Below are 20743 nucleotides of genomic sequence, written 5' to 3'. Positions count from 1 at the left end.
GATTGGTTGGGTGCCCTGTGATCGCCATGAATGCGCGACAAGAAAAATGCTGGCTGCACCCTTCCGCGCCCAGTTCATGGCTTCTCATAAAAGGTCTATTCATTGACTCGCACAGATTCAGATGAAAGCCATCCGACTGTCTTGGACTTCCCCTCATATACCACTTTGTAATACATACCCTCATCGCCAGAGAAGAAATCGGTCAAAACAACCTTGTCACCAACAACTAAATAAGCTTTTCGCTGAGAAAATGTCGAATCCTCATTTCGATCGGATAAATAGACCTTTGGCGAGACAACAACAGCACCAATAGGACTGGACGTATTTTCTTTCACGACCGCAGTGTCCAGACACTTGGACTCATTGCATTTCTGTATTCTTTCCAAACCTTCGGTAAATTGCTCGCGCTTCTCGCAGACGTAATAATCCTTATTGGTACTGGAAAAGCACAAAGTATCATTATGCGTAACAGTACCGTCTCGATAATTACTCAGCACTTTCCCCGCGGAGAATTCAGGGTTGGTAACAATAGGCACTGCAGAACTTTTGTATTTACCGTTCACGCTATCAAAAACAAACAACGAGTAGCTTTCATTTACGTCATTTTCGGCATATTTCACTGCCAGAACACATTCACCTGAATCGCCGCTCGAACCCACCATTATCGGCAATTTCTCCAGCTGCTCATCGAGATTCAGACTATAGGCTTTACCGAGACTACCAATCACCCCTACCTGTCCATCTTTAAGTTGAATCTTGCTATCCGCACCTTTGCAGGTCAAAGGCAATGAAATCTCACTATCAGGTTCGAGAAGGATTGTTTTAAAATTCGCTTCTGCTGCCGTAGAAAAAAACGCAACACTTGCCAACAGGCCAACAAATATCTTCACTTCAGCTCCCCTTTAATCTTCCTGAACAGCTCTTGCCTTTCCGCCAAATGGTTGGCCCCGCCATTCACAACTTTGGTTATTTTTCTGACGACTTCAGCATCCATTTGTTCTACGGTCATACCCCCTTGTGCCTTCAACTCCTGATAGAACCTGTCTATTTTTTTATTGAGATTTTCCCCTTTGAACACGGTCCAGAACCAGAACGAAACGTTCACTGCGTGCTCAATGCTTTGAGATAGCACCTCCGGGTTTGCTACACAGTCTACCCCACTGTGCTCTTTATACTTTTGATACGCACTCTTCCAAGTAATCTGGATCAAGCCCTTGCCTTTATACTTTGGCCCGTCGCCAATCGTAGTGTTCCCTTCCTGCATGATCTGATGATGACGCTTGCAGGTTCTACTATCCTGCCCTTCAGTTATACACACCGATGCTGGGTGAACACTTAGATCATAGTCATTACCGCTGGCATACTCCTTGGTTGTCCTGAAGTGATCGCTTTCGTGATAGCACTGCGCCAAGAAGTGCATCTTATATATGCATTTGTCAAAATTATTAGCTTTAAATGCAGCATTCAACAAATTAATGAATTTCTGCGGTTCGACATTTCGAGCATCACAACCCTGAGGCATGTTCTGCGCAGTAAACAAAGGAGCGCTTCCAAAAATCTTCTTGAAATTCGCTTCATTTAACTCACAGCATCCCGCGCCCAAGAAATTATCTACAAACGCGACCGGATGGAAATGCCATATTTGGCTATCAGCCATTTGTGCTTTTCCCGATAACTCATCCCAAAACACGTACTTGTTTATTCTTTCTTTTTCGTGATCCAGTGTCTTGGGGGCGTGCTTAAGCTCAATATCAAGTCGGCTCCATTTTGGAGCATTTGCTTTGTCTTTCCACTCTGTCGGATGGTGTGCAACCAGCCTGGACCATTGCGAACGCGTATCTGGGTTTTTCAAGGCATCAGCCAATTCCGCCGGGTCGACGTCTCCGCTTTCGTCTTTATCAATCTTCGTAAACAGGTCCTTAAAGAATACGGGCATGTCCTTAGGATCAAGGAAACCGTCCGCTGTTGCATTGGTTTCTTCGACGATCTGAAATCCCAGCTTTTCCCAATCATGCTGAGTGATGATTTGTGCACCGGTTTTCTTGACCAGACCGTTAACGGCCTGAGCATCGTCAGTAACGGTCACATCGTAATATTCGTCAGCGCCTACTTTGATGACAGAAGCCTTATTCAGATCTACCGCATGTCCCGTTTTCAACACCGTACTGTCTGTTGCAGGTGCTTTTTTCTTCAGATCACTTCCGGCTGGCAAATGCAGGTATTGCTTGCCGATCTTCAAGCCCGCCGTATTCTTGAGGAACTCTTTTACGTCTGCTTCAGCAGTAAATATCTCGACATGTACTTGATACTTACTCGCTACACCGCCATCTTCGCCGGTCAGGTTTTCAGTCAATCCCAGATAGCCAATCGGGTCTCCCGCCTTGATTCCGGTGCTTGCGGGTTGTACAGAACCGAAATTGCTCGGGATTACATCCCAGGCAACAAAATCGTTTTCCACGATCGCCCAGAAGCTGGGAGGAAGGCTTCCCGCGCCCGCCAAGCTACCGCTGCTCGTACATTTCGCCATTCGACGAATTGTCCCTGACACATTGAGGTTCAGTACCTCTTTGCTGTCGAACTCAACCGGGCTTTGAGGGGTAAGCTGCAGCGACCCCATCCTGGCACCTGCAGCCTGCCCATTTTGAGCCGAGGCAGGATCCTGATAAAGGTCCAGTCGCTTCAACGCAGTCCCCTTGACCTTGCCTTGCCAATATTTGGGCTTCAAGCGCTCCGGAATCGGATCCGCCAACCATATACGGGCGGGTTTGGAGTTTTTGTAGGGTTCTGCATCTTTCAAGTAAGCGAACCAGACCTCCTTGCCAGCCTCGCGAACTTTGTGACCGTTTTTTTTCACGCTACCCGAGAGGATTTTGCCTTTCGCGTAGGTAACGGTACCTACGTCCTTTTGATCCAATATCTCAAGTCTTGTCCCCGTAACGAGCTTGCCAACGTTCTGGATACTGCTGGTTTCCGGGCAATCATCGTAAGCGTTGAAGTCACTTACCTTCATGGTCACTTGCGGTTTCGGCGTTTCTTCCTCAGTCAGCGGATAGCGCTTGAAGGGCAGAAGATGCATGTACAGGCTGTAGAAATTCAGCTTGTTTTGCTTGCCTTTATTCGGCCCTTCTTCTGGGTTTGGCGCAGATTTGTACTCATGTCGTACCAGACAGAACGAGTTGGAATACTTCAGCTTTTTCTCGTCAACACCGAACGTGGACTCCAGATAGTCTTCATTGAGTCGATAGGCCACCACCTCACCGTCGGCCATGCAGCGGATCGGCTCATTCAAGATGCATTGGGGTGCGCTCGCATCGCTGATGTGAATACCACCATGCCAGAACTTGTTACTGCCCAGGAGGTAGTGGCCCGACGTTTCTTTTTCCAGCGCTTTATATATTTCGTCGGCACTCTCAAACTGCTTCCCATCCGCTTTCCTGAATGGGTACTGAAAACCCATGAGCGGTGACCCTGCTGGAGCAGGGGACGGCGCGGGGGCAGGAGCAGCCGCCGGTTGCGCACCGCTCCGGTACTCTGCCTTCGGCCGCAAGTACTTGTCAGGCATCGGCCAGTAACCACTGCCGGCACCGTACTTCGCAGACTTCGGTCCAGTCGAAGTCTGCGAGCCGAAGAAGTTGCCCTTGGTCCGGTTGACGTCCATGTCCTCGATTACACCGGTATGGTGCAATCCTGTCCAAAGCGCGATATCACCCGGCTGAACACCGGTAAGGGGAATGACTTCGAAATGCGTGGTGTCTGTCGCAAGTTGGCCTGTGGTCCGGTACGGAATGTTGTACCCCGCATCGCCGAGCATGAGATTGAGCAAGTGTGAACAATCGATCTCCTTCCGGCCGTCACCGTCTTCGTCCGCAGTTCCTCCCTTGCCGTAACCGTATTCATATCCGCTGTTGGGGTAGTTGACCCGCTGCTCGAGTAGTCCCGTGCTCATCGATAGCATCCTGCTTTAAAGGCAATGAATTGAATTATTTGCGGTAATGCCTTGGGTGCTCAGGCGTTCGACGCCTCTTGCACCCGCCTCATTGCCTTTACTGCCGGCCTCTTGATAACAAGCCATTGCCCGCGGCAAATCGACAGGGACGATTGCGCCGGTCTCATAGGCGCCGCCTAGTTGAACCCGTGCATCCGCGGAGCCGAGTTGGGCTGAGTTCACAAGAGCACCCAATGATTTTTCTGGATTGACACAGGCGCGCGTCTCTTCGTAGTTGCCTTCGTCGCAATAGAAATCGGCAAGGGCTATCCCCGCTTCAGGTACGCTCTGGGCCGCTGATTCCAGCAACTGCAGGATCCTTGCATTTTCCAACCGTGGGGCTTGACCTGAAAGGCTGATCCCCGCCGCTGCGAAGGCTGCCTCTGCCGAGCCTTGATCGGCCCCATGCAAGTAACTGTTCAAAGCGGAAATGTACAACTGACTGGAAGAAGAGGACTCGGTGTCACTCCCCAGTTGGTTGTACAACGCCCCTCTTTTCAGTGCGCGCTCACCCGGCGAGGTCTTTGACTTCGGGGATTGGACGTCAAGTACAGTTTCAAGCGACCAGTCTTCAGCACGGGTCAATAGCCAACAGTCGTTATGTTTGAACGTGAAGATCTTCAACACTTCACCGTTGTCATCGCGAACAATCACGTAGTTCGGCAGCTGGACTTGCATGCTCAACCCGGACTTCGCGATGTTGTCAGGAGCAAGCATCGCCAGCGATTGAAGGTCAAATGCCTGCGACTTTCGCTCCACCACTCGCGGCTTCGACGCGGTGGCAATGACCGTTTGCTCGACCAAAGGCGAGGCGATAAACGCTTGCTGTACCTCAGGCCTGGTTGAGAAGGCTTTTACAAAATCTGTGAAGTTGTCGCTCGGACATTGCACAGTGCTCGACTGCGCCGCAAAGGCCCCTGAACACAACCCGAACGCCAGCAGCGCCAAACACTGCAGCTTGAATTGACGCACTCGATTGTTCCTCGTCATCACGAACTCATCACTCAGAAAACACAAAAAAAGCCTTCGGCTTAACCTTCTCAGGCGGCGCATTCAACAACGCCTGATCCATCAAACTCCCTGCCTTATCCTTATCCGCCGCCCCCGGCAGCACCGGCGGTTTGATCCCGATGCCAGTCCCCGTCCCGGCCGAACCACCGGCATTGATCTTCACCACCGGCCCAACCACCGTCACGCCGCCAGCATCGAGCTTGATAAAGCTCCCACCGCCTTGCACGGTCAGTTCGCTGCCGGCTTCGATGACGATCTTGTCTCCCGCCTTGAGGTGTATCTCTTTCCCCACGCTGGTGAGCTGCGCCGTGCCCAGCTTCACATGCTGGTTTTGTCCGATGGTCAGGTGGTCATCCAGCTTCGTTTCAACCTTGCGGTCGGAAATCGTGGTGCGGTGTTCTTCGGCCTTCAGCTCGGTGTAGCTGTTCTTCTCGACCGTGTCGTGGCGTTCGTTGCCGACGCGAATCTTTTGGTCATGCTCGATGTTCTCGTCCCAGTCGCGCTGGGCGTGGATGTAGATCTGCTCGGCGCCTTTCTTGTCTTCGATGCGCAGTTCGTTGTAACCGCCGCCACCCGGGGAACTGAGGGTTTTGAACACGCTGCGGGTCTTGTTCGCCGGCAGGGCGTAGGGCACCGGGTTTTCCTTGTGGTACAGGCAGCCGGTGACCAGTGGTTGGTCGGGGTCGCCTTCGAGGAAGGTGACGAGGACTTCCATGCCGATGCGCGGGATGGAGATGGCGCCGTAGCGGTCGCCGGCCCAACTGCTGGAGACGCGCAGCCAGCAGCTGGTCTTGTCATCGGCCTGGCCTTCGCGGTCCCAGTGGAATTGCACCTTGATGCGGCCGTATTGATCGCAGTGGATTTCTTCGCCCTTGGGGCCGGTGACCATGGCGGTCTGGCTGCCGAGCACGCGCGGTTTCGGGTGCAGCAGCGCCGGGCGGTAGAACACGTCCCACGGGGTGGCGAGGAAGCGGTTACGGTAGCCCTGGTGGAAGTCGTCCTTGTTGTCGGTGGTGTCGCTGGTCACCGACTCTTCGAGGACTTGCGGCTGTTTGCCTTCGTGGAAGATTTCGGTGAGCAGCCACAGGTCGTTCCACTCGCTGCGCGGGTGGTCGGACATTTCCATGAAGTGACCGCTGACGAGGCGGGTCTGGTCGCCGCGACCCTCGGCCTGACGATAATCGGTGCGATGGCGTTCGAGGGCGCGCTGGCTGAGGAACTTGCCGCGCGCACGGTCGATGAAGCGGCCCGGGTAGTCATAGTCTTCGAGGTCCGGCTCCGTGCTTTCACCGTCGGGTCTGTACTCGGCTTCGAGTTGCAGGCGCGGCTTTTCGAAGTCGTAGTCGCGCCGCGTGGTGCGGCTGGTGCGGGTTTCCAGGCGCAGCTTGAAGCCTTTGATCACCGGCTCTTCGGCAACCATGCCGCTGCCTTGCACATACGCGGTCGGCTGGCCGAGGTTGGGGAAAACGGTCTGGTCATCGCCGAACACCAGCAGGTGCGCGTTCTCGCTGTGCTCAAAGTGGTAGTGGATGCCTTCTTCTTCGCACAGGCGCTGGACGAAGTGCAGGTCGGTTTCGTCGTACTGCACGCAGTAGTCGCGATCCGGGCACGGCTGGCTCAGCTGGAAGCGGTAGCTGTTGGCCTGGATGCCGTGTTCGTCGAGGATCAGCGCGATGATCTTCGGCGCCGACATCTGCTGGTAGATGCGCTGGTTGGTGCGGTGCTGCAGGTATTGCAGCTGCGGCACCAGCGACACCTTGTAGCGGGTCAGGCGCTTGCCGGCATCGCCCTGGGCGACGCGGTAGATCTGCCCGTGGATGCCCGAGCCCTGCGGATCGAACGCGAGGAAGGCCTGCTTGTGCAGGAGTTTTTCCAGATCCAGATCGGGGTTTTCGCTGACCAGTTCGAGGTCGAAACGAAACGCCTGGCTGATGCCTTCGGTGCCGGTGAACGACAGGACTTGCAGGTCGCCGACGTAGTCTTCGACCTTGAGGCTGAAGTGGGTTTCGTTAGCTGGGTTGAACATAAGTGCTCCCTGTTCGAATGTCGTCCGTTACGCCCGGCGACGCAGACGCTGCAGCCAGGACGAAGTGGCGCCCATGGCGTCACGCAATTGGTCGGCAGTGATGGTGCGCGCTGCCGGGTCGAAGCTCAGCGCCGCACGCAGCGCTGGCCAACAGTGTTTGGGTAGGCCTTGCGGCGCTTGCAGCTCGCGCTCCAGGTGCTCGTCGCGTGCCTGGGTCGAGGGCAGGCGGCGGAACGGGTGCTTGCCGCCCGCCAGTTCATAGATCACGCAGGCCACACCGTACACGTCCGCGCTGGCCGACAACGGTTGGCCCTCAAGCAGTTCGGGAGCGGCGTAGCCCGGGGTCCAGGCGTTGAAGCGCTCGCGGCTCAGGTGCGGCAGGCCCGGCAGAATGCCCTCTTCGGCCTGGCCAAGGCCGAAGTCGAACAGACGCACGCCGTCTTCGCTGAGCATGACATTGCTCGGTTTCATGTCGCCGTGCAGCACGCCGCGACGGTGGGCGTAGGCCAGCGCGTCGAGCAGCGGCAACACGATGTCGCGCAGTTCTTTCCACGGCAGGCCCAGTGGCCGCTCGCAGAGCAGTTTGTCCAGGGTCAGGCCACGCATCAGCTCCATGGTGATGAAGGCCCGCTGGCAATCGGTGTCCACTTCGAACGTGTACGGGTGCAGCACGTTGTCGTGGCGCAGGCGTCGGGTCAGGGCGAACTCGCTGTAGAGCAAGGCACTGGCGTCCGGCGACTCGGCAAATTCTTCGCTGAGGATTTTCAGCGCAATGTAAGGATCGGGATCGCCGAACTGTTCGTGCAGCAGATCCCGCGCCCGATAAACCGCGCCCATGCCGCCCGCCCCGAGCAGGCGCTCGAGGCGGTAGCGGCCGGCGAGCACGTCCGGCAGTTCACCGATGCTGGCCCTGGCGGGCACCAGCGCCGGCTCGGCATGGGTCGATTTGGCAAAAGCGAAGTAGGTCAGGTTGCTGGCCTGCTCTTCGCTCATCAGCACGTCATCGATCGGCGATTGGAGTTCACTCATTGGCGGATCACCACGGCAGTCAGGTTATCCCGGGCAGCCCCGCGCAGGGCGCCGTCGAACAGACGCTCCAGCGCCACCTGCGGCGCGGCCAGACTCAGCGCGTTGCCCAGGGCGTCGCTGCTCAGGCCTTGATACAGACCATCGCTGCACAGCAGGAACACATCGCCCGGGTACACCTCCAGCTCCAGCACATCCAGGGTCAGCTGCTCCGCCGCACCGACGGCACGGGTCAACGCCTGTGCCGCCGGGTGCGCCGCCGCCTGTTCGACGCTCATCTGTTGCTCGTCGATCAGCTGCTGTTGCAGCGAGTGATCCTTGGACAGCTGATACAGGCGCTGCCCGCGCCACATGTAGCAGCGGCTGTCGCCGGCCCAGATGCAGGCCGCGCGATTGCCTTCCACCAGCAGCGCCACCACGGTGCTGCCCATGATGCTGTCGTGACGTCCGGCGGTGACCGTCAACTCCTGCCCCAACCGCCGGTTCAGCCAGTGCAGGCACTGGCGGATGGCTTTGAGGCGTTCGTCGAAGTCCTCGTGCTGCGGCAGTTCAGCCAGGCTGGCGACGATCAGCTGGCTGGCGATGTCGCCCCCCTGATGACCGCCCATGCCGTCCGCGACCACCCACAGCCCATGCTGCGGGGTGTCGAGAAAGGCATCCTCGTTGCGCGCCCGCACCTTGCCCGGGTCGGTACGCGCCGCGCTGCGCCAGGGACTGGCCACCAGCATCAGAGCTGCACCGGCATACGGAAGGTGCGCAGCACGCCCATGTCGAACGGGTTCGGCGAGCGCTGGCTGGTCAGCAGGTAGTTGGCACGCAGGCCACCCACGTCGGCTTTGAGCACCAGCACGTCACGCCCGGTCAGGTACTCGGTCTGCATCAGGTCGAACAGACGGAACAGCGACCAAGGGCCGGAGTTCTTCTCGATACCGATCGGGCGTCCGGCCATCTTGTCCATGACCAGGCTGGTGCGACCGTCTTCGGCATCGGTCGGCCATTTGAACGACATCGGCAGGATCGGGCCGTGGCGGTATTCCATGACCTTGTCGCCGAACTTGAACTCGGAACGGCTGACCGCCGGATCGAGGGTGTACGGCTCCAGTTTGAACTGCACGGTCGGCTCGGCCGGGTTGATCGAGAAGAAGCTCTGGCGAATGGTCAGCGCAGCGGCCATCTGGTCGAGGTAGACCTTGGACACCGGCAGGCTGTGGCCGTCGACGCTGCGCATCCGGTAGTTGCCCGGGTCACCGCTGACGAACGGCCGCATGTAGCTGTCGAAGAAGCGGTCGACGATGCCCTGAGCCTTGAAGAACTCGCGGAAGTCGGCGATGGCCACGTCGCTGGTGCTGCTGGCGCTGAACGGGTAACGCTTGCTGATGGTCTTGCCATACACGCTGTACAGCTCGTTCTGATAACGGCCGTTGAGGTATTGGTAGGCATCGTTGAGCACCAGGCGCCAGGAGTCCTCGGCCAGCACGTTGAACCACACGCTGAGTGGACGCGGCAGGCGCCCGGAGGCGTTGCGCAGGTTGGTCAGCGCATCACGCTGGCCGCTCATGCGGGTCTTGGCCAGCTCGAACGCAGCCTGCTCCGGCGAGCTGGAACGCGCCAGGCCGGCCAGTTGCAGCTGCAATTCGTTGAGCGCGTTGAGTGCCGGGGTCAGGTCGGCGGCCGGGCCATTGTTGTCATCGAGCAGGCGATGCAGCGGCTCGAAGCGGCGCTGCAGCGACTTCTTCGAGGTGTCCGGCAGGTTTTTCGCCACGTTCATCGCCGCAGCCTTGTCCGCCACGGCCGAGGCCAGTTTGCCGACCTTGCCCAGCGTGCCCTTCTGTCCGGCCAGCGCATCGGCGGCATCACCCGCTTCATCGACGGGATCGGCACTTGCCTCGAAGCGAGTGTTCTCGCGCACTTCGGTGAGCAATGCCAGCACCGGCGAGTTGGCCGACGTCAGGCCCGCCAGCTGCTCGGCGCCTTCACCGGCGTCGCTGATCGGTGGCAGGGCCACCTGGCCAACGGCTTCGCTCCAGTAGTTGGCGTAATCACGGAAGTACAGCTGCTCGAGCTCGACCATCAGGCGACGCAGGTCCATGTCGCTGATGCCCGCGCCCTCGCCCAGCACCCAGTTGTCACGCAGGATGTCGGTGACCAGCGCCGAACCCTGCACCGAGAAGTACTGCTGGTAACCCTGCTGGGTGTAGAACCCCGGGATCACGTATTCGGTGCCGATGAACAGCGAGCCCTGCGGGCCGAGGTGCTGACTGAAGCGGTATTCCGGCAGATTGCGCGCCTGCTCGCGGAGCATGCGATACACCACGTTGGCCAGCGACTCGCTGCGCAGGACCTGCCGCGCCTGGGCGACCAACTGGTCGTTCAGCGGGTAGATGAAAGGTTGCTTGAGCAGACGCTCGAAGTGCGTGGTCAGGCCGTTCTGCACCGTGGTGTTGCCGGTGTAGCGCAGCGACCAGTCGGCCGCGACCCAGTCTTTGAGCCACGCCGCGTCGCGACGATCCTTCATGTTCAGCATCAGGTACGCGCGCAGGCTGTTGAGGAGCTTTTCGCGGTCCTTCATGTTGGCGCGGATCTGCCCTTCGAGCAGCGTTGCCACCCGTGGCAGCAGTTGCGTTTCCAGCTCGCGCTCGTAGGCCTGCTTCACCACCGGATTGACGTCTTCGCCCTGATACAGGCCGCCCCGCTCGTGGTACCCGACATCGCCTTTCTTCGGGAACACCTGGGTCGCGGCGTAACTGGTGTCGAGGGTTTTCAGCACGCCCATCGAGTCATCGCGCGGGGTCAATGCCGAACGCTGCTGCGTCCAGTTCTGCGCCAGCGTGCGCAGGTTTTCCAGGCGCTCGTAGTTGGCCGAGAAACCGCCCGCCCAGAGCATGCCGAACAGCGCCAGCGCCGCCAGTGCGCCGACGTACAGCGCACGCTGGCCCCAATGGATGCGGCTGCGCTCGCGTTTGTCCAGGCCGGCCAGATCGGCCTCGGGGAAAATCACCCGGCTGAGCAGATGATGAATGAAGCGCGAACGACCGCTGCGCAACGTCGGCAACACGCCGGCGTTCATGCCCAGGCTGGCGCCGATGCCGGCGGTGGTCGCGTCCATTTCCTGGGTCAGGTGCGGGGCGCTGGTCAGGTAGAAACCACGCAGTTGCGTGGCGCGCTGGTAGCGGTTGCCGGTGAACGCCATGTCGACGAACAGGCACAGGCGCTCGCCGATCTGCCCCAGCTGATGCGGGAAGTCGAGGATGCGCCCGCGGCGCTGGGTGTCGCGCTCGGCGTGCATGCGCATGATCACCTGGCTGTTGAGGCGACGCAGCAGCTCTTCGAACTCGCCGCGCAGCACAGCCACGTCGGTGCCGACCTGATCCTTGCGGAAACTGGTGCCCAGCACCTGATCGCTTTCTTCGCGACTCAACTGGTCGAAGAACTCGTCGAAGCCGAGCAGCTTGTCGGCCTTGCTCAGCACCAGGTACACCGGGACGTCGACGTGCAGCTTCTGATAGACGTCCTGCAGACGCGCGCGCACCTGACGGGCCAGGGTATCGATGTCCTGTTCGCTGCCGCCGATCAGGGTTTCCACCGGAATGGTCACCAGCACGCCGTTCAGCGGACGGCCGCGACGACGCTTGCGCAGCAGTTCGAGCAAGGTGCTCCAGGCACTGCCGTCGACTTCCGCGTCCGGCTGGGTCAGGTAGCGCCCGGCGGTGTCGATCAGCACACCGTGGTCGGCGAAGTACCAGTCGCAATGCCGGGTGCCGAGGGTGTCGCGGGTCAGTTTGCGGTCGATCTTGTTGATCGGGAATTCCAGCCCGGAGAAGTCCAGCAGGCTGGTCTTGCCGCTGGTCTGCGGACCGATCAGCAGGTACCACGGCAAGTCGCTGCGCCAGCGTTCGCTGCGGCCGCGATACAGGCTCGAGGTCTTCAGGGTCTTCAGCGCATCCTTGAAGCGCGCCTTCAGTTCCTTCTGCTCTTCGTCGATCAACTCTTCGCGACGAATGCGGTCCTGGCCATCTTCGGTGGCTTCGACGGCTTTCTTGCGCACACCGGCGCGCCAGCTGACGAAGACCATGGTCAGGCCCCAGATCAGGAACAGCACGCTGATGGTCAGCAGACGCGAGGTCGCACCTTCCCAGAACTTGTAGTCATCCACCGCCAACAGCGGGCCGACGAACCACACCAGCAGCGCCACGAACAGCACCAGCAACAGGGTCCAGACCCAGGTCTGGCGCAGGAAGGCGCCGACTTTCTTGAAAAACTTTTTCATCACACGTCCCTGTTTACGGCTGCGACTGCGGCTGGGCCGCAACCGGATCGATCGGCTGATAGGGTTGCAGAATGGTGTCGCGCTGCTCGCCCAAGACCCAGGCGAAACCCGAATACATCACCACCAGGCAGACCAGGGTGAACAACACCACCATCCACGCCGGCACGATGCGCACCAGGCTGCGGCGCTGATCGTTGAGGCCTTCCCAGTGCGGTGACAACTCGCGCGGCACGTCGCCACGCAACTGGCGGATCTGCCGGTATAAGGCATCGCGGATGCCCTCGAGTTCGAGCATGCCGCGCGCCTGCACGCGGTACTTGCCCTCGAAACCGAGGGACAGGCACAGGTACATCAGCTCGAGCATCGGCAGGTGCTTGACCGGGTTCTTCGACAGCCGATCGAGCAGCTGGAAGAATTTCTCGCCGCCGAAGGTTTCGTTGTGGAAGCTGCTGAGCAGGCTCATCTGCGACCATTCGCTCTCGTTGCCCCACGGCGTGGTGACGACGGCTTCGTCGACCACGGTGCACAGCACGTAACGCGCGGCCATCACCTGGCTGCTTTCGGCGCCGTTGTGCAGGGCACGCACTTCAAACAGCTTGAGCCCGGCGGTCAGGCGCTCGTTGAGCGCATAGAGGTCTTCGCGGGTTTCGCTGTGCTTGAGGCGCACCACTTCCGAGAGCAGCTCGGACGACGCCGCCACCAGCGAATTCAAGCTGATGTTGAACGCCTCCGCCGGGCGCAGGCGCGCGGCGTAGATCATCCGTTCTTCCAGTTGTTCGAAGCGCGGTGGCGCGGCGAAGTCGGTCAGCGGACTCGACGCCGGGCCGTGGCCCTGACGGTCGAGCAGGACGGTTTTGTCGTCCTGGTTGTGTTCCATGTCCTTGATCATGTCGGTCAGTTCCTGATGGCCCAGAATTTCAGTTCAAGCTCGGCGAATTCGCCGGACACGTGGAACGCGAAGCCGCCGGAGCGTTCGAGTTGCGCCAGGTCTTCGGAACTGAGTTCGAGGATGAAATAGGTTTTGTTCGAGTGGAACGCGATCTGCCGCGGGGCCACCGGCAACGGTTTGACCTTGATCCCCGGCAAGTGCAGGTTGACCAGTTGGCGGATGCGCTCCACCGGGCCGACCTTGAGGTGCGCCGGCAAGCGGTGGCGCAGTTCTTCCGAGTCGCAGTTGGCACTGGCCGCGAGTACGAACGACGCCGAGCCCAGCAGTTTGTGGTCGTGCAACGGCGACACGATGATCCCGTACTGACGTGCCTGCAGGATCAGCTCGATGGCGTGCTGTTCCAGCACCATCGACAACACCTGACGGATCGACTCCATCAGTTTGCGGAAGCTCGCGCCCTGGTCGCTGTGCGAGTAGCGGCTGTCCAGGCGCGGACGCTTGCTGTCGCTGGAGAAGGTCGCCAGATCACCGAGCATGGTCAGCAGCGTGCGGTACAACTCTTCCGGGTGCACCTGCTCCAGGCCCAGGTAGTGACGCAGCAGCAGCTCGGTGCGGTTGATCAGTTGCAGCATCATGAAGTCGCCGACCTCCGCGCCGCCGACCTTGCCGTTGGAGCGGATCCGCTCGGCAATGGTGTCGCCACGGTGGTTGAGCATGCTGATGACTTCTTTCAGGCACGACAGCAGATAGCTGGACGCATGAGCCTGGAGGTAGGTCGGCACGAAATCCGGGTCGAGGCTGATCACGCCGTCGGGCGTGGTGTCGAGCACGTCGCAGATCTTCAGCTTCACGTAGGCCTGGTCGCTCTGCTGCTCACCGAGCAACAGCTTGAAGTCCGGGCGGCCGCAGCTGACCTGGCTGGCGGAATCGTCGCCGGCGTTGGAGTCGGCCACTTCGGTTTCGTAGGCGGTGTAGCGCGCCAGCACGTCGGATTGCTCCGGGCGACGGGCCTCGATGTGGTTGCCGGTGACCAGGGGCAGCGCCAGGTAGATCGGCGTGTTGCCGGTGTTCGGCGGCACGTCCAGCGCCAGCGGCTCGGTGTTGCCACCGAGCTCGAACAGGCTGCCGTCCGGCAGGATCCCCGAGGCTTCGCTGATCACCAGTTTGCCCATGTTGAGGAACTGCAGGTCGATCTCCAGGTTGAGGAAACCCCAGGTGTAGCCGCCCAGCAACTGGGTGCGGGTCTTCATCTGGTGATCGTAGTAACGGTCGTTGTGCTGGAAGTGCTGCGGACGCAGCAACATGCCTTCCTGCCAAATGACTTTATGGGTATTCATGATCAGTCATCCGCCTTGGCGAGCACTTCATGGGTGTTGCGGATACCGGCCTGGTCGAGGGTCAGATCGGCTTCGGTCAACTCCAGCGGTGTGACCTGGACCGTGTAGCGCCATTTGGTTTCCGGCAGGTCGCGGTAGGCAGCGAGAACGCCGACGTAGCGGCTGCCCTCCTCCACGCTGAGTTTCAGTTCCACGGTTTCACCCGGGCGCAGTTCGAGTTCTTCGCTGGCCACCAGGTCCGGGTTGAGGGATTCCTTGGCGCGTTCGTAGAGGCTGAAGAAATCAGCGTTCTCGAAGGTCACCGGGTGCTTGAGCTCGAACAGGCGCACGACGATCGGCGACGGCCGACCGTTGAGGTCCGGGTTGAGCTGATCGCTGCCGGTCAGCTTGAGATTGAGCTTGGTCACTTTCGAGTACGGCGACAGCGACGAGCAACCGGCGAGCAGCACCAGCACGGTGAGCGCAGTCAGCGTCTTGAAAAAAGCGGTCGAGCGGCGAGACATGCGCATCATCCTTGGTGGTCGGTGTGGAGGGTGGAAATCAGGCGAATCTGTTCTTCGTAGGCCTGGGCGAAATCGCGGGCCAGCAGGCGCTCGCTCCAGTCGTCGTCCTGACGCAGCGCCTGGTGGTAGCGGCCGTAGGCTCGCCAGCGGCCGCCGGACGTGGCGAGCAACGGCTTGTTGTCACGCTCGAAACGCAGGGTCAGTTGCTCCGGCGAGAAATGCTCCAGCGTGCCGCGCACCGCCGCCCGGCTGGCGGTCAGCAGCGCCACCTGATGCGCCTGCAAGTCACGGAATGCGCGGGATACCGCTTGTTCGGCCGGCAGATGCCCAGGCTTGTGCGGCTGCAACAGAATCTCCAGCGCTTCGCTCGGATCGACGGCGAATTTCAGCGGGTTCTTGTTGGTGCCTTGCACGGTGGTCTGGGCCAGGCGCAGTTCGTTTTTCAGCTCGGCACGGGTGCGCAGGCTCTGCTGCAGGCCGCCGATGCTCTGGCGCAACAGGCGTGCGGCGTTCAGTGCCAGGGCCTCGCGGGCGTCGTGATCGAGGTTTTTCAGGTCCACGCCGAGGGCCGCACCGAAGTGCTCCCAGAAGCCTTCACGCTGGCGCTCGACAGGTTTCGGCGCCGGAGCCGGGGCCGGTTCGACGGGCGCGGCGATCAGCTCCGGCACCATCAGGCTTTCCATGTCGATGCGCGCGTAGTCGGCCCGCTGGCGGCTGTCTTCCGGTTTGGCGGTCGGCGCCAGCAGTTCGTCGATTTCCGAGTACACCCGCTCCTGCTGCTCGATGGCGTTCAGCGGATCGAGATCGAGAAACGCATCGTCCGGAATGATGCTGCCCGCGGCGCGTGGACGGCCGGCTTCACCGTCGAAGGTCGCCGGGTCGCGCACCAGCCGTGCGCGGATCTCGAAGTCCCCCAGCACGTAAGTGCTGCCGTGCTCGATGCGCACCGGCTCGCCCTTGTGCAGGCGTGCGCCGCTGCCACCGTCCTGCACGCCGTTGCTGCTGGTGTCAGTGAGGAAAAACGTGCCCTCGCGGTAGCTGACAATCGCGTGGTGATTGGACAGGTGGCGCTTGCGGTCAGGGATGATCCAGTCGCAGTCCTCGCCCCGCCCGATCACGCCGCCAGCCTGCTTGAAGGTCTTCTGGCACAGCTCGGTGGGCACGAACTGCTTGGTGTTCAGCATTTCGAAAACCAATTCCATGTTTGATGCTCCTTGCGGTCACTTGCCGCGATTGACCGCTTGCGGATCACCCAACGGGCGATAGTCGTTGTCGTTGAATTTGTAGTTGCCGCTACAGCCGCCAAGGCCGCATAGAACGACGAGGGTCAGCAAGGCGGCGTGCCAGTGACGAACAGACATCAGAAAGTCTCCAGGGCTAGACAAAGCACAAAGCGCCGGCCCTTGCGGGCGGCGCTGAAATGGGTGGTGGAGCAATTGCCGAAGGCTCTATATCGGGGCCTGCGCGCAATCCTCGGGGAGCAGGAAAGCCGTTGCAGGTCAGCCATCGAAGTCCCCCAGATTGATATTCAGGCGACCGAGCCGGTACAGCAGCGTGCGTCGCGGCAGCCCCAGTTCGCGGGCCGCGAGGGTCTGGTTGCCGTCGTTCTTGCGCAGGCAATCGAGCAACAGGCTGCGTTCGACCTGCTCGAGGCGCTCGCGCAGATTGAGGCTGCTGCTGTCCTCCGGCGCCGGTTCCAGGCGCAGGGAAAAATGCTCGGCCAGCAACTCGCCGCCCTCGCACAACAGCACGGCACGTTCGACCAGGCCTTTGAGTTCGCGCACGTTGCCGGGGAAGCTGTAGCCCGACAGGTGATCGAGCGCGGCATCCGACCAGCGCACCGGATCGCGCTGCAGGAAAGCGCAGGCCTTGTCGGCGAAGTGCCGGGCCAGATCGAGGATGTCGCCCTCGCGTTGACGCAGGGCCGGCAGTTCGATCGGGAATTGCGCGAGGCGGTAGTACAGGTCCTCGCGGAATTTGCCCTCGCTGACCAGCACCGCCAGATCGCGGTGAGTCGCAGCGATGATGCGCACGTCGATCTTGTGCGTGTCGTTGGAACCCAGCGGACGGATCTCGCCTTCCTGCAGCACGCGCAGCAACTTGGCCTGCAGCGACAGCGGCATGTCGCCGATTTCATCGAGCAACAGGGTGCCGCCGTTGGCCGCGTCGAACAGCCCGGCGCGGTCGCGGTCGGCGCCGGTGAAGGCGCCCTTGCGGTAGCCGAACAGCTCGCTCTCCAGCAGGTTTTCCGGGAACGCCGCGCAGTTCTGCACGATGAACGCCTGCGAGCGGCGCGGGCCGCAATCGTGGATCGCGCGCGCCACCACTTCCTTGCCCGTGCCGGTTTCGCCACGCAGCAGCACGGTGTAAGGGCTATGCAGGACCTTGCTGATCAGCGAGTAGGTCTGGCGCATCGCCGCACTCTTGCCGATCAGCCCATAGCCGCTGGCGCTCGGCACGCTGCGCAAGGCTGGCGGGGTGGCGCTTGCCGGTTGCCGCAGACGTTGCAGCAGGTGCAGTTGGCCGAGCACGAACGAGCCGAGCTGGCCAAGGGAATCGGCGAAACCCTGCAGGTCGAGATGGCGGCGACTGGCGCACAGCAAGAGGCCTTCGACGGCTTTCTGCTGATTGACCAGCGGCACGCACAACAGCGACTGCCACGGCGCCACCGCCGGCGGCAGGAAACTGGTTTCGTGCAGGCTGCCACTCAACTCGCTGAGACACACCACACGGTTCTGGCACAGGGCGAACTGCAGCAGTTGCTCGCCGTTGTAGTCCGCCGGCAGGCTCGCCGCTTCGCGCGGTTGCAGCAGGCCGTCGAGGCACTCGGCGTTCATCCCCAGGCAGGTATGCGTGGCGTCCAGCAAGTACAGCTGGGTCAACTCGCAACCGCTGAGTTCGGCCAGGCCGCGCACGAAGTCACCCAGCAGCGCAGCACCGTCCGCCGCCCGCGACAGGCTGGCGAACTGCGCCAACAGGGCTTCGGCGTAGGCTAGTGGCTGCGGCACCTGAGTGAACATCACACCCACCTCAGGCGAACTCGCAGGTCACGCCGGCGCTGCCGTCGAGCGTCGCATGCACGCGCTTGAGGCTTTCACCACTGGCCATGGCGTCGAGCAAGCGGTCGGCCACCAGTGGCAGCACGTGCTGGTCGAGCAAGTGGTCGATCAGCCGCGCACCGCTCTCACTCTGGGTGCAACGCTCGGACAGGTGATCGACGAGGTTCTGGCACCAGGTGAAATCCAGCTGCCGACGGTTCAGGCGCTCGCCCAGACGACCGAGCTTGATCTCGATCAGCTCGCGCAGCACCGGGCCGCCCACCGGGTAGTACGGCACGACTTTCATGCGCGCCAGCAGCGCCGGCTTGAAGTGTTTGCTGAGCACCGGGCGAATGGTTTCCTCGAGCACTTCGGCGGTCGGCCGCGCGCCGTTTTCGCAGAGGTCGCTGATGCGGTCGCTGCCCAGGTTCGACGTCATCAGGATCAACGTGTTGCGGAAGTCGATCTCGCGCCCTTCGCCGTCGTTGGCCACGCCTTTGTCGAAGATCTGGTAGAACAGGTTGAGCACGTCCGGGTCAGCCTTCTCGACCTCATCGAGCAGCACCACCGAGTACGGCTTCTGCCGCACGGCTTCGGTGAGCATGCCGCCCTCGCCGTAACCGACGTAGCCTGGCGGTGCCCCGATCAGGCGGGAAACGGTATGTTTCTCCTGGAACTCGGACATGTTGATGGTGGTGATGAAACGGTCGCCGCCGTACAGCAGGTCAGCCAGTGCCAGCGCGGTTTCGGTCTTGCCGACGCCGCTCGGGCCAACCAGCAGGAACACGCCGACCGGTGCGTCCGGTTTGTTCAGGCCAGCGGCGGTGGCGCGCATCGAGCGATCCAGGGCATGCACGGCCTGTTCCTGACCACGGATGCGCGCGCGCAGGTCGGTGGCGAAACTGGCGACCTTGGCGTTGTGTTCGCGGGCCAGTTGCGCCAGCGGCACGCCAGTCCAGGCGCTGATCACTTCGGCCACCAGGCGCGGGCAGACTTCGAAGCTGACCAGACGCTCTTTGACCTGGGCCGCCGTCAGTGCGCTATGGGTCTGATTCAGTTCGGCTTCCAGCGCTTCGACGCTCTGGCCTTCGGCGACGTCGGCAGCAAGGGTTTCGATCACGGTGCCTTCGGCGTCTTCTTCGACGCTGACGGTCGGCTCCACGGCCGCGGCTTCGCGGGCCTTGGCCAGTTGCTGACGCAGTTCCAGCAGGCGCTCGGCCAGTTGCTTCTGTTCGGTCCACTGGGTTTCCAGGGCGAGCATTTCGCTTTCGGCCTCGTCCAGGCGTGCTTCCAGCGCCTCCAGCGCTTCGTGGTCGATCAGCAGACCGGCCTCGGCGTCGCGGCGCAGGGCCTGACGCTGGCGGCCACCTTCGGCCAGTTCGCCACGCAGGCGCTCGAGGCTTTCCGGTGCGGCGGCGAGGCTGATGCGTACGCGGGCGCAGGCGGTGTCGAGGACGTCGACGGCTTTGTCCGGCAGTTGCCGACCGGCCAGGTAACGCGCCGACAATTCAGCCGCCGAGACCACCGCGTCATCGCGCAGGTAGATGCCGTGGCTCTTCTCGTAGACCTGGGCCAGACCACGCAGAATGGTCACCGCTTCGCTGACGGTCGGTTCGTGCAGTTGTACTGGCTGGAAGCGCCGGGCCAGTGCCGGGTCTTTCTCGAAGTATTTCTTGTACTCGGCCCAGGTGGTCGCGGCGATGGTGCGCAGTTCGCCCCGCGCCAGCGCCGGCTTCAGCAGGTTGGCCGCGTCGGAACCGCCGGCATTGCCGCCCGCGCCGATCAGCGTGTGGGCTTCGTCGATGAACAGAATGATCGGTTTCGGCGAGGCTTTGACTTCATCGATCACGCCTTTCAAACGACGCTCGAATTCACCTTTGACACTGGCGCCGGCCTGCAGCAGGCCCATGTCCAGCGACAGCAGTTCGACGCCCTTGAGCACCTGCGGCACTTCACCGGCAGCAATGCGCGAGGCGAGGCCTTCGACGATGGCGGTCTTGCCGACACCCGCTTCACCGACAACGATCGGGTTGTTCTTGCGGCGACGGGCGAGGATGTCGACCATCTGGCGGATCGCGCCGTCGCGGCACAACACCGGGTCGAGCTTGCCCTCGCGGGCTTGCTGGGTGAGGTTGTGGGTGAAGCGCTGCAGCAGCGATTCGCCCTGCGCCGCCGGCTTGCCATCCGCTGCAGCCTGCGGCTGTTGCGACAGGGCAAACTCCTTCAGGCGCTCGATGTTGAGCTTGGCCAGCAGCGGCTGGTAACGGCTGCCGGCGTAGCGCATCGGGTTGCGCAGCAGAGCGAGGATCAGCGCCGCATCTTCGACCTGGGTCTGGCCCAGCTCGAGGTTGGCCACCAGCAGTGCGTCCTGCAGCCACTGCACCAGCTCCGGGGCGAACACCGGGTTGCGCGAAGCGCTGTGCTCGACCCGCGATTGCAGTGCGGCGCTCAGTTCACCGGCCTCCACCCCGGCATCCTGCAAGGCGCGCGACAGCAAGCCATTCGGGCGCTCGAGCAGGCCCAGCAGCAGGTCTTCGACGAGAATCTTGCTGCCGCCACGGGCGACGCAACGCTCGGCCGAACGCTCCAGGTCGCGACGGGTTTCGGCGTCCAGCGCCTGGATGAGTTGTTGCAGGTCTACGTTGATCATGGCTCACGTCC

14 protein-coding genes are annotated in these 20743 nt (G+C 61.2%); all 14 read right to left on the bottom strand.

Going from position 1 to position 20743, the window contains the following annotated elements; all coding sequences use genetic code 11:
- Positions 1 to 95: 95 nt before the first annotated feature.
- Positions 96 to 890: a hypothetical protein gene (locus QRN70_RS16050; RefSeq protein ID WP_285418957.1), complete on the bottom strand. Its 795-nt coding sequence runs from the start codon at positions 888 to 890 to the stop codon at positions 96 to 98.
- Positions 887 to 3946, bottom strand: coding sequence for a glycoside hydrolase family 19 protein (locus tag QRN70_RS16045; protein ID WP_285418956.1), 3060 nt, complete (start codon positions 3944 to 3946; stop codon positions 887 to 889). The genes QRN70_RS16050 and QRN70_RS16045 overlap by 4 nt, the downstream gene beginning before the upstream one ends.
- 15 nt (positions 3947 to 3961) lie before the next feature.
- On the bottom strand, positions 3962 to 4957 hold the full coding sequence (locus QRN70_RS16040; protein ID WP_285418955.1) for an SEL1-like repeat protein: 996 nt from the start codon (positions 4955 to 4957) through the stop codon (positions 3962 to 3964).
- Positions 4958 to 4985: 28 nt separating this feature from the next.
- Positions 4986 to 7022, bottom strand: coding sequence for a type VI secretion system Vgr family protein (locus tag QRN70_RS16035; protein ID WP_285418954.1), 2037 nt, complete (start codon positions 7020 to 7022; stop codon positions 4986 to 4988).
- A gap of 27 nt (positions 7023 to 7049) precedes the next feature.
- Positions 7050 to 8051 carry a serine/threonine-protein kinase gene (locus QRN70_RS16030; RefSeq protein ID WP_285418953.1) on the bottom strand — a complete coding sequence of 334 codons (1002 nt, stop codon included), beginning with the start codon at positions 8049 to 8051 and terminating at the stop codon, positions 7050 to 7052.
- On the bottom strand, positions 8048 to 8776 hold the full coding sequence (locus QRN70_RS16025; protein ID WP_285418952.1) for a PP2C family protein-serine/threonine phosphatase: 729 nt from the start codon (positions 8774 to 8776) through the stop codon (positions 8048 to 8050). Before QRN70_RS16025 ends, QRN70_RS16030 begins: the two co-directional genes overlap by 4 nt.
- Complete coding sequence (gene tssM / locus QRN70_RS16020; RefSeq protein ID WP_285418951.1) at positions 8776 to 12315, bottom strand: type VI secretion system membrane subunit TssM; 3540 nt, start codon at positions 12313 to 12315, stop codon at positions 8776 to 8778. The genes QRN70_RS16025 and tssM overlap by 1 nt, the downstream gene beginning before the upstream one ends.
- Positions 12316 to 12328: 13 nt before the next feature.
- On the bottom strand, positions 12329 to 13204 hold the full coding sequence (icmH, locus tag QRN70_RS16015) for a type IVB secretion system protein IcmH/DotU (RefSeq protein WP_285418950.1): 876 nt from the start codon (positions 13202 to 13204) through the stop codon (positions 12329 to 12331).
- 5 nt (positions 13205 to 13209) lie between these two features.
- Entirely contained in the window at positions 13210 to 14541 is a 1332-nt protein-coding gene (gene tssK, locus QRN70_RS16010; protein WP_285418949.1) for a type VI secretion system baseplate subunit TssK, read from the bottom strand.
- A gap of 2 nt (positions 14542 to 14543) precedes the next feature.
- Positions 14544 to 15044, bottom strand: a complete 501-nt coding sequence (tssJ, locus tag QRN70_RS16005; RefSeq protein WP_285418948.1) for a type VI secretion system lipoprotein TssJ — start codon at positions 15042 to 15044, stop codon at positions 14544 to 14546.
- Positions 15045 to 15049: 5 nt separating this feature from the next.
- Positions 15050 to 16246, bottom strand: a complete 1197-nt coding sequence (gene tagH, locus QRN70_RS16000) for a type VI secretion system-associated FHA domain protein TagH (RefSeq protein WP_285418947.1) — start codon at positions 16244 to 16246, stop codon at positions 15050 to 15052.
- Positions 16247 to 16264: 18 nt separating this feature from the next.
- Positions 16265 to 16405 (bottom strand): type VI secretion protein, encoded by a 141-nt coding sequence (locus QRN70_RS15995; RefSeq protein WP_108589157.1) that lies wholly within the window; start codon positions 16403 to 16405, stop codon positions 16265 to 16267.
- Between the two features lie 138 nt (positions 16406 to 16543).
- Complete coding sequence (locus tag QRN70_RS15990; protein ID WP_285418946.1) at positions 16544 to 18064, bottom strand: sigma-54 interaction domain-containing protein; 1521 nt, start codon at positions 18062 to 18064, stop codon at positions 16544 to 16546.
- A gap of 10 nt (positions 18065 to 18074) precedes the next feature.
- On the bottom strand, positions 18075 to 20732 hold the full coding sequence (gene tssH, locus QRN70_RS15985) for a type VI secretion system ATPase TssH (RefSeq protein WP_285418945.1): 2658 nt from the start codon (positions 20730 to 20732) through the stop codon (positions 18075 to 18077).
- Positions 20733 to 20743 lie beyond the last annotated feature (11 nt).

The organism is Pseudomonas sp. efr-133-TYG-5, assembly GCF_030209175.1.
Taxonomy (GTDB): domain Bacteria; phylum Pseudomonadota; class Gammaproteobacteria; order Pseudomonadales; family Pseudomonadaceae; genus Aquipseudomonas.
Note: the sequence above shows the minus strand (reverse complement) of the source record. Positions and strands in the feature narration are given on the sequence as shown.

Coding starts and splice junctions, on each gene's coding strand:
- QRN70_RS16045 (WP_285418956.1), bottom strand. CDS start 3,946: ATGAGCACGGGACTACTCGAGCAGCGGGTCAACTACCCCAACAGCGGA.
- QRN70_RS16035 (WP_285418954.1), bottom strand. CDS start 7,022: ATGTTCAACCCAGCTAACGAAACCCACTTCAGCCTCAAGGTCGAAGAC.
- QRN70_RS16030 (WP_285418953.1), bottom strand. CDS start 8,051: ATGAGTGAACTCCAATCGCCGATCGATGACGTGCTGATGAGCGAAGAG.
- QRN70_RS16025 (WP_285418952.1), bottom strand. CDS start 8,776: ATGCTGGTGGCCAGTCCCTGGCGCAGCGCGGCGCGTACCGACCCGGGC.
- tssM (WP_285418951.1), bottom strand. CDS start 12,315: ATGAAAAAGTTTTTCAAGAAAGTCGGCGCCTTCCTGCGCCAGACCTGG.
- icmH (WP_285418950.1), bottom strand. CDS start 13,204: ATGATCAAGGACATGGAACACAACCAGGACGACAAAACCGTCCTGCTC.
- tssK (WP_285418949.1), bottom strand. CDS start 14,541: ATGAATACCCATAAAGTCATTTGGCAGGAAGGCATGTTGCTGCGTCCG.
- tssJ (WP_285418948.1), bottom strand. CDS start 15,044: ATGTCTCGCCGCTCGACCGCTTTTTTCAAGACGCTGACTGCGCTCACC.
- tagH (WP_285418947.1), bottom strand. CDS start 16,246: ATGGAATTGGTTTTCGAAATGCTGAACACCAAGCAGTTCGTGCCCACC.
- QRN70_RS15995 (WP_108589157.1), bottom strand. CDS start 16,405: ATGTCTGTTCGTCACTGGCACGCCGCCTTGCTGACCCTCGTCGTTCTA.
- QRN70_RS15990 (WP_285418946.1), bottom strand. CDS start 18,064: ATGTTCACTCAGGTGCCGCAGCCACTAGCCTACGCCGAAGCCCTGTTG.
- tssH (WP_285418945.1), bottom strand. CDS start 20,732: ATGATCAACGTAGACCTGCAACAACTCATCCAGGCGCTGGACGCCGAA.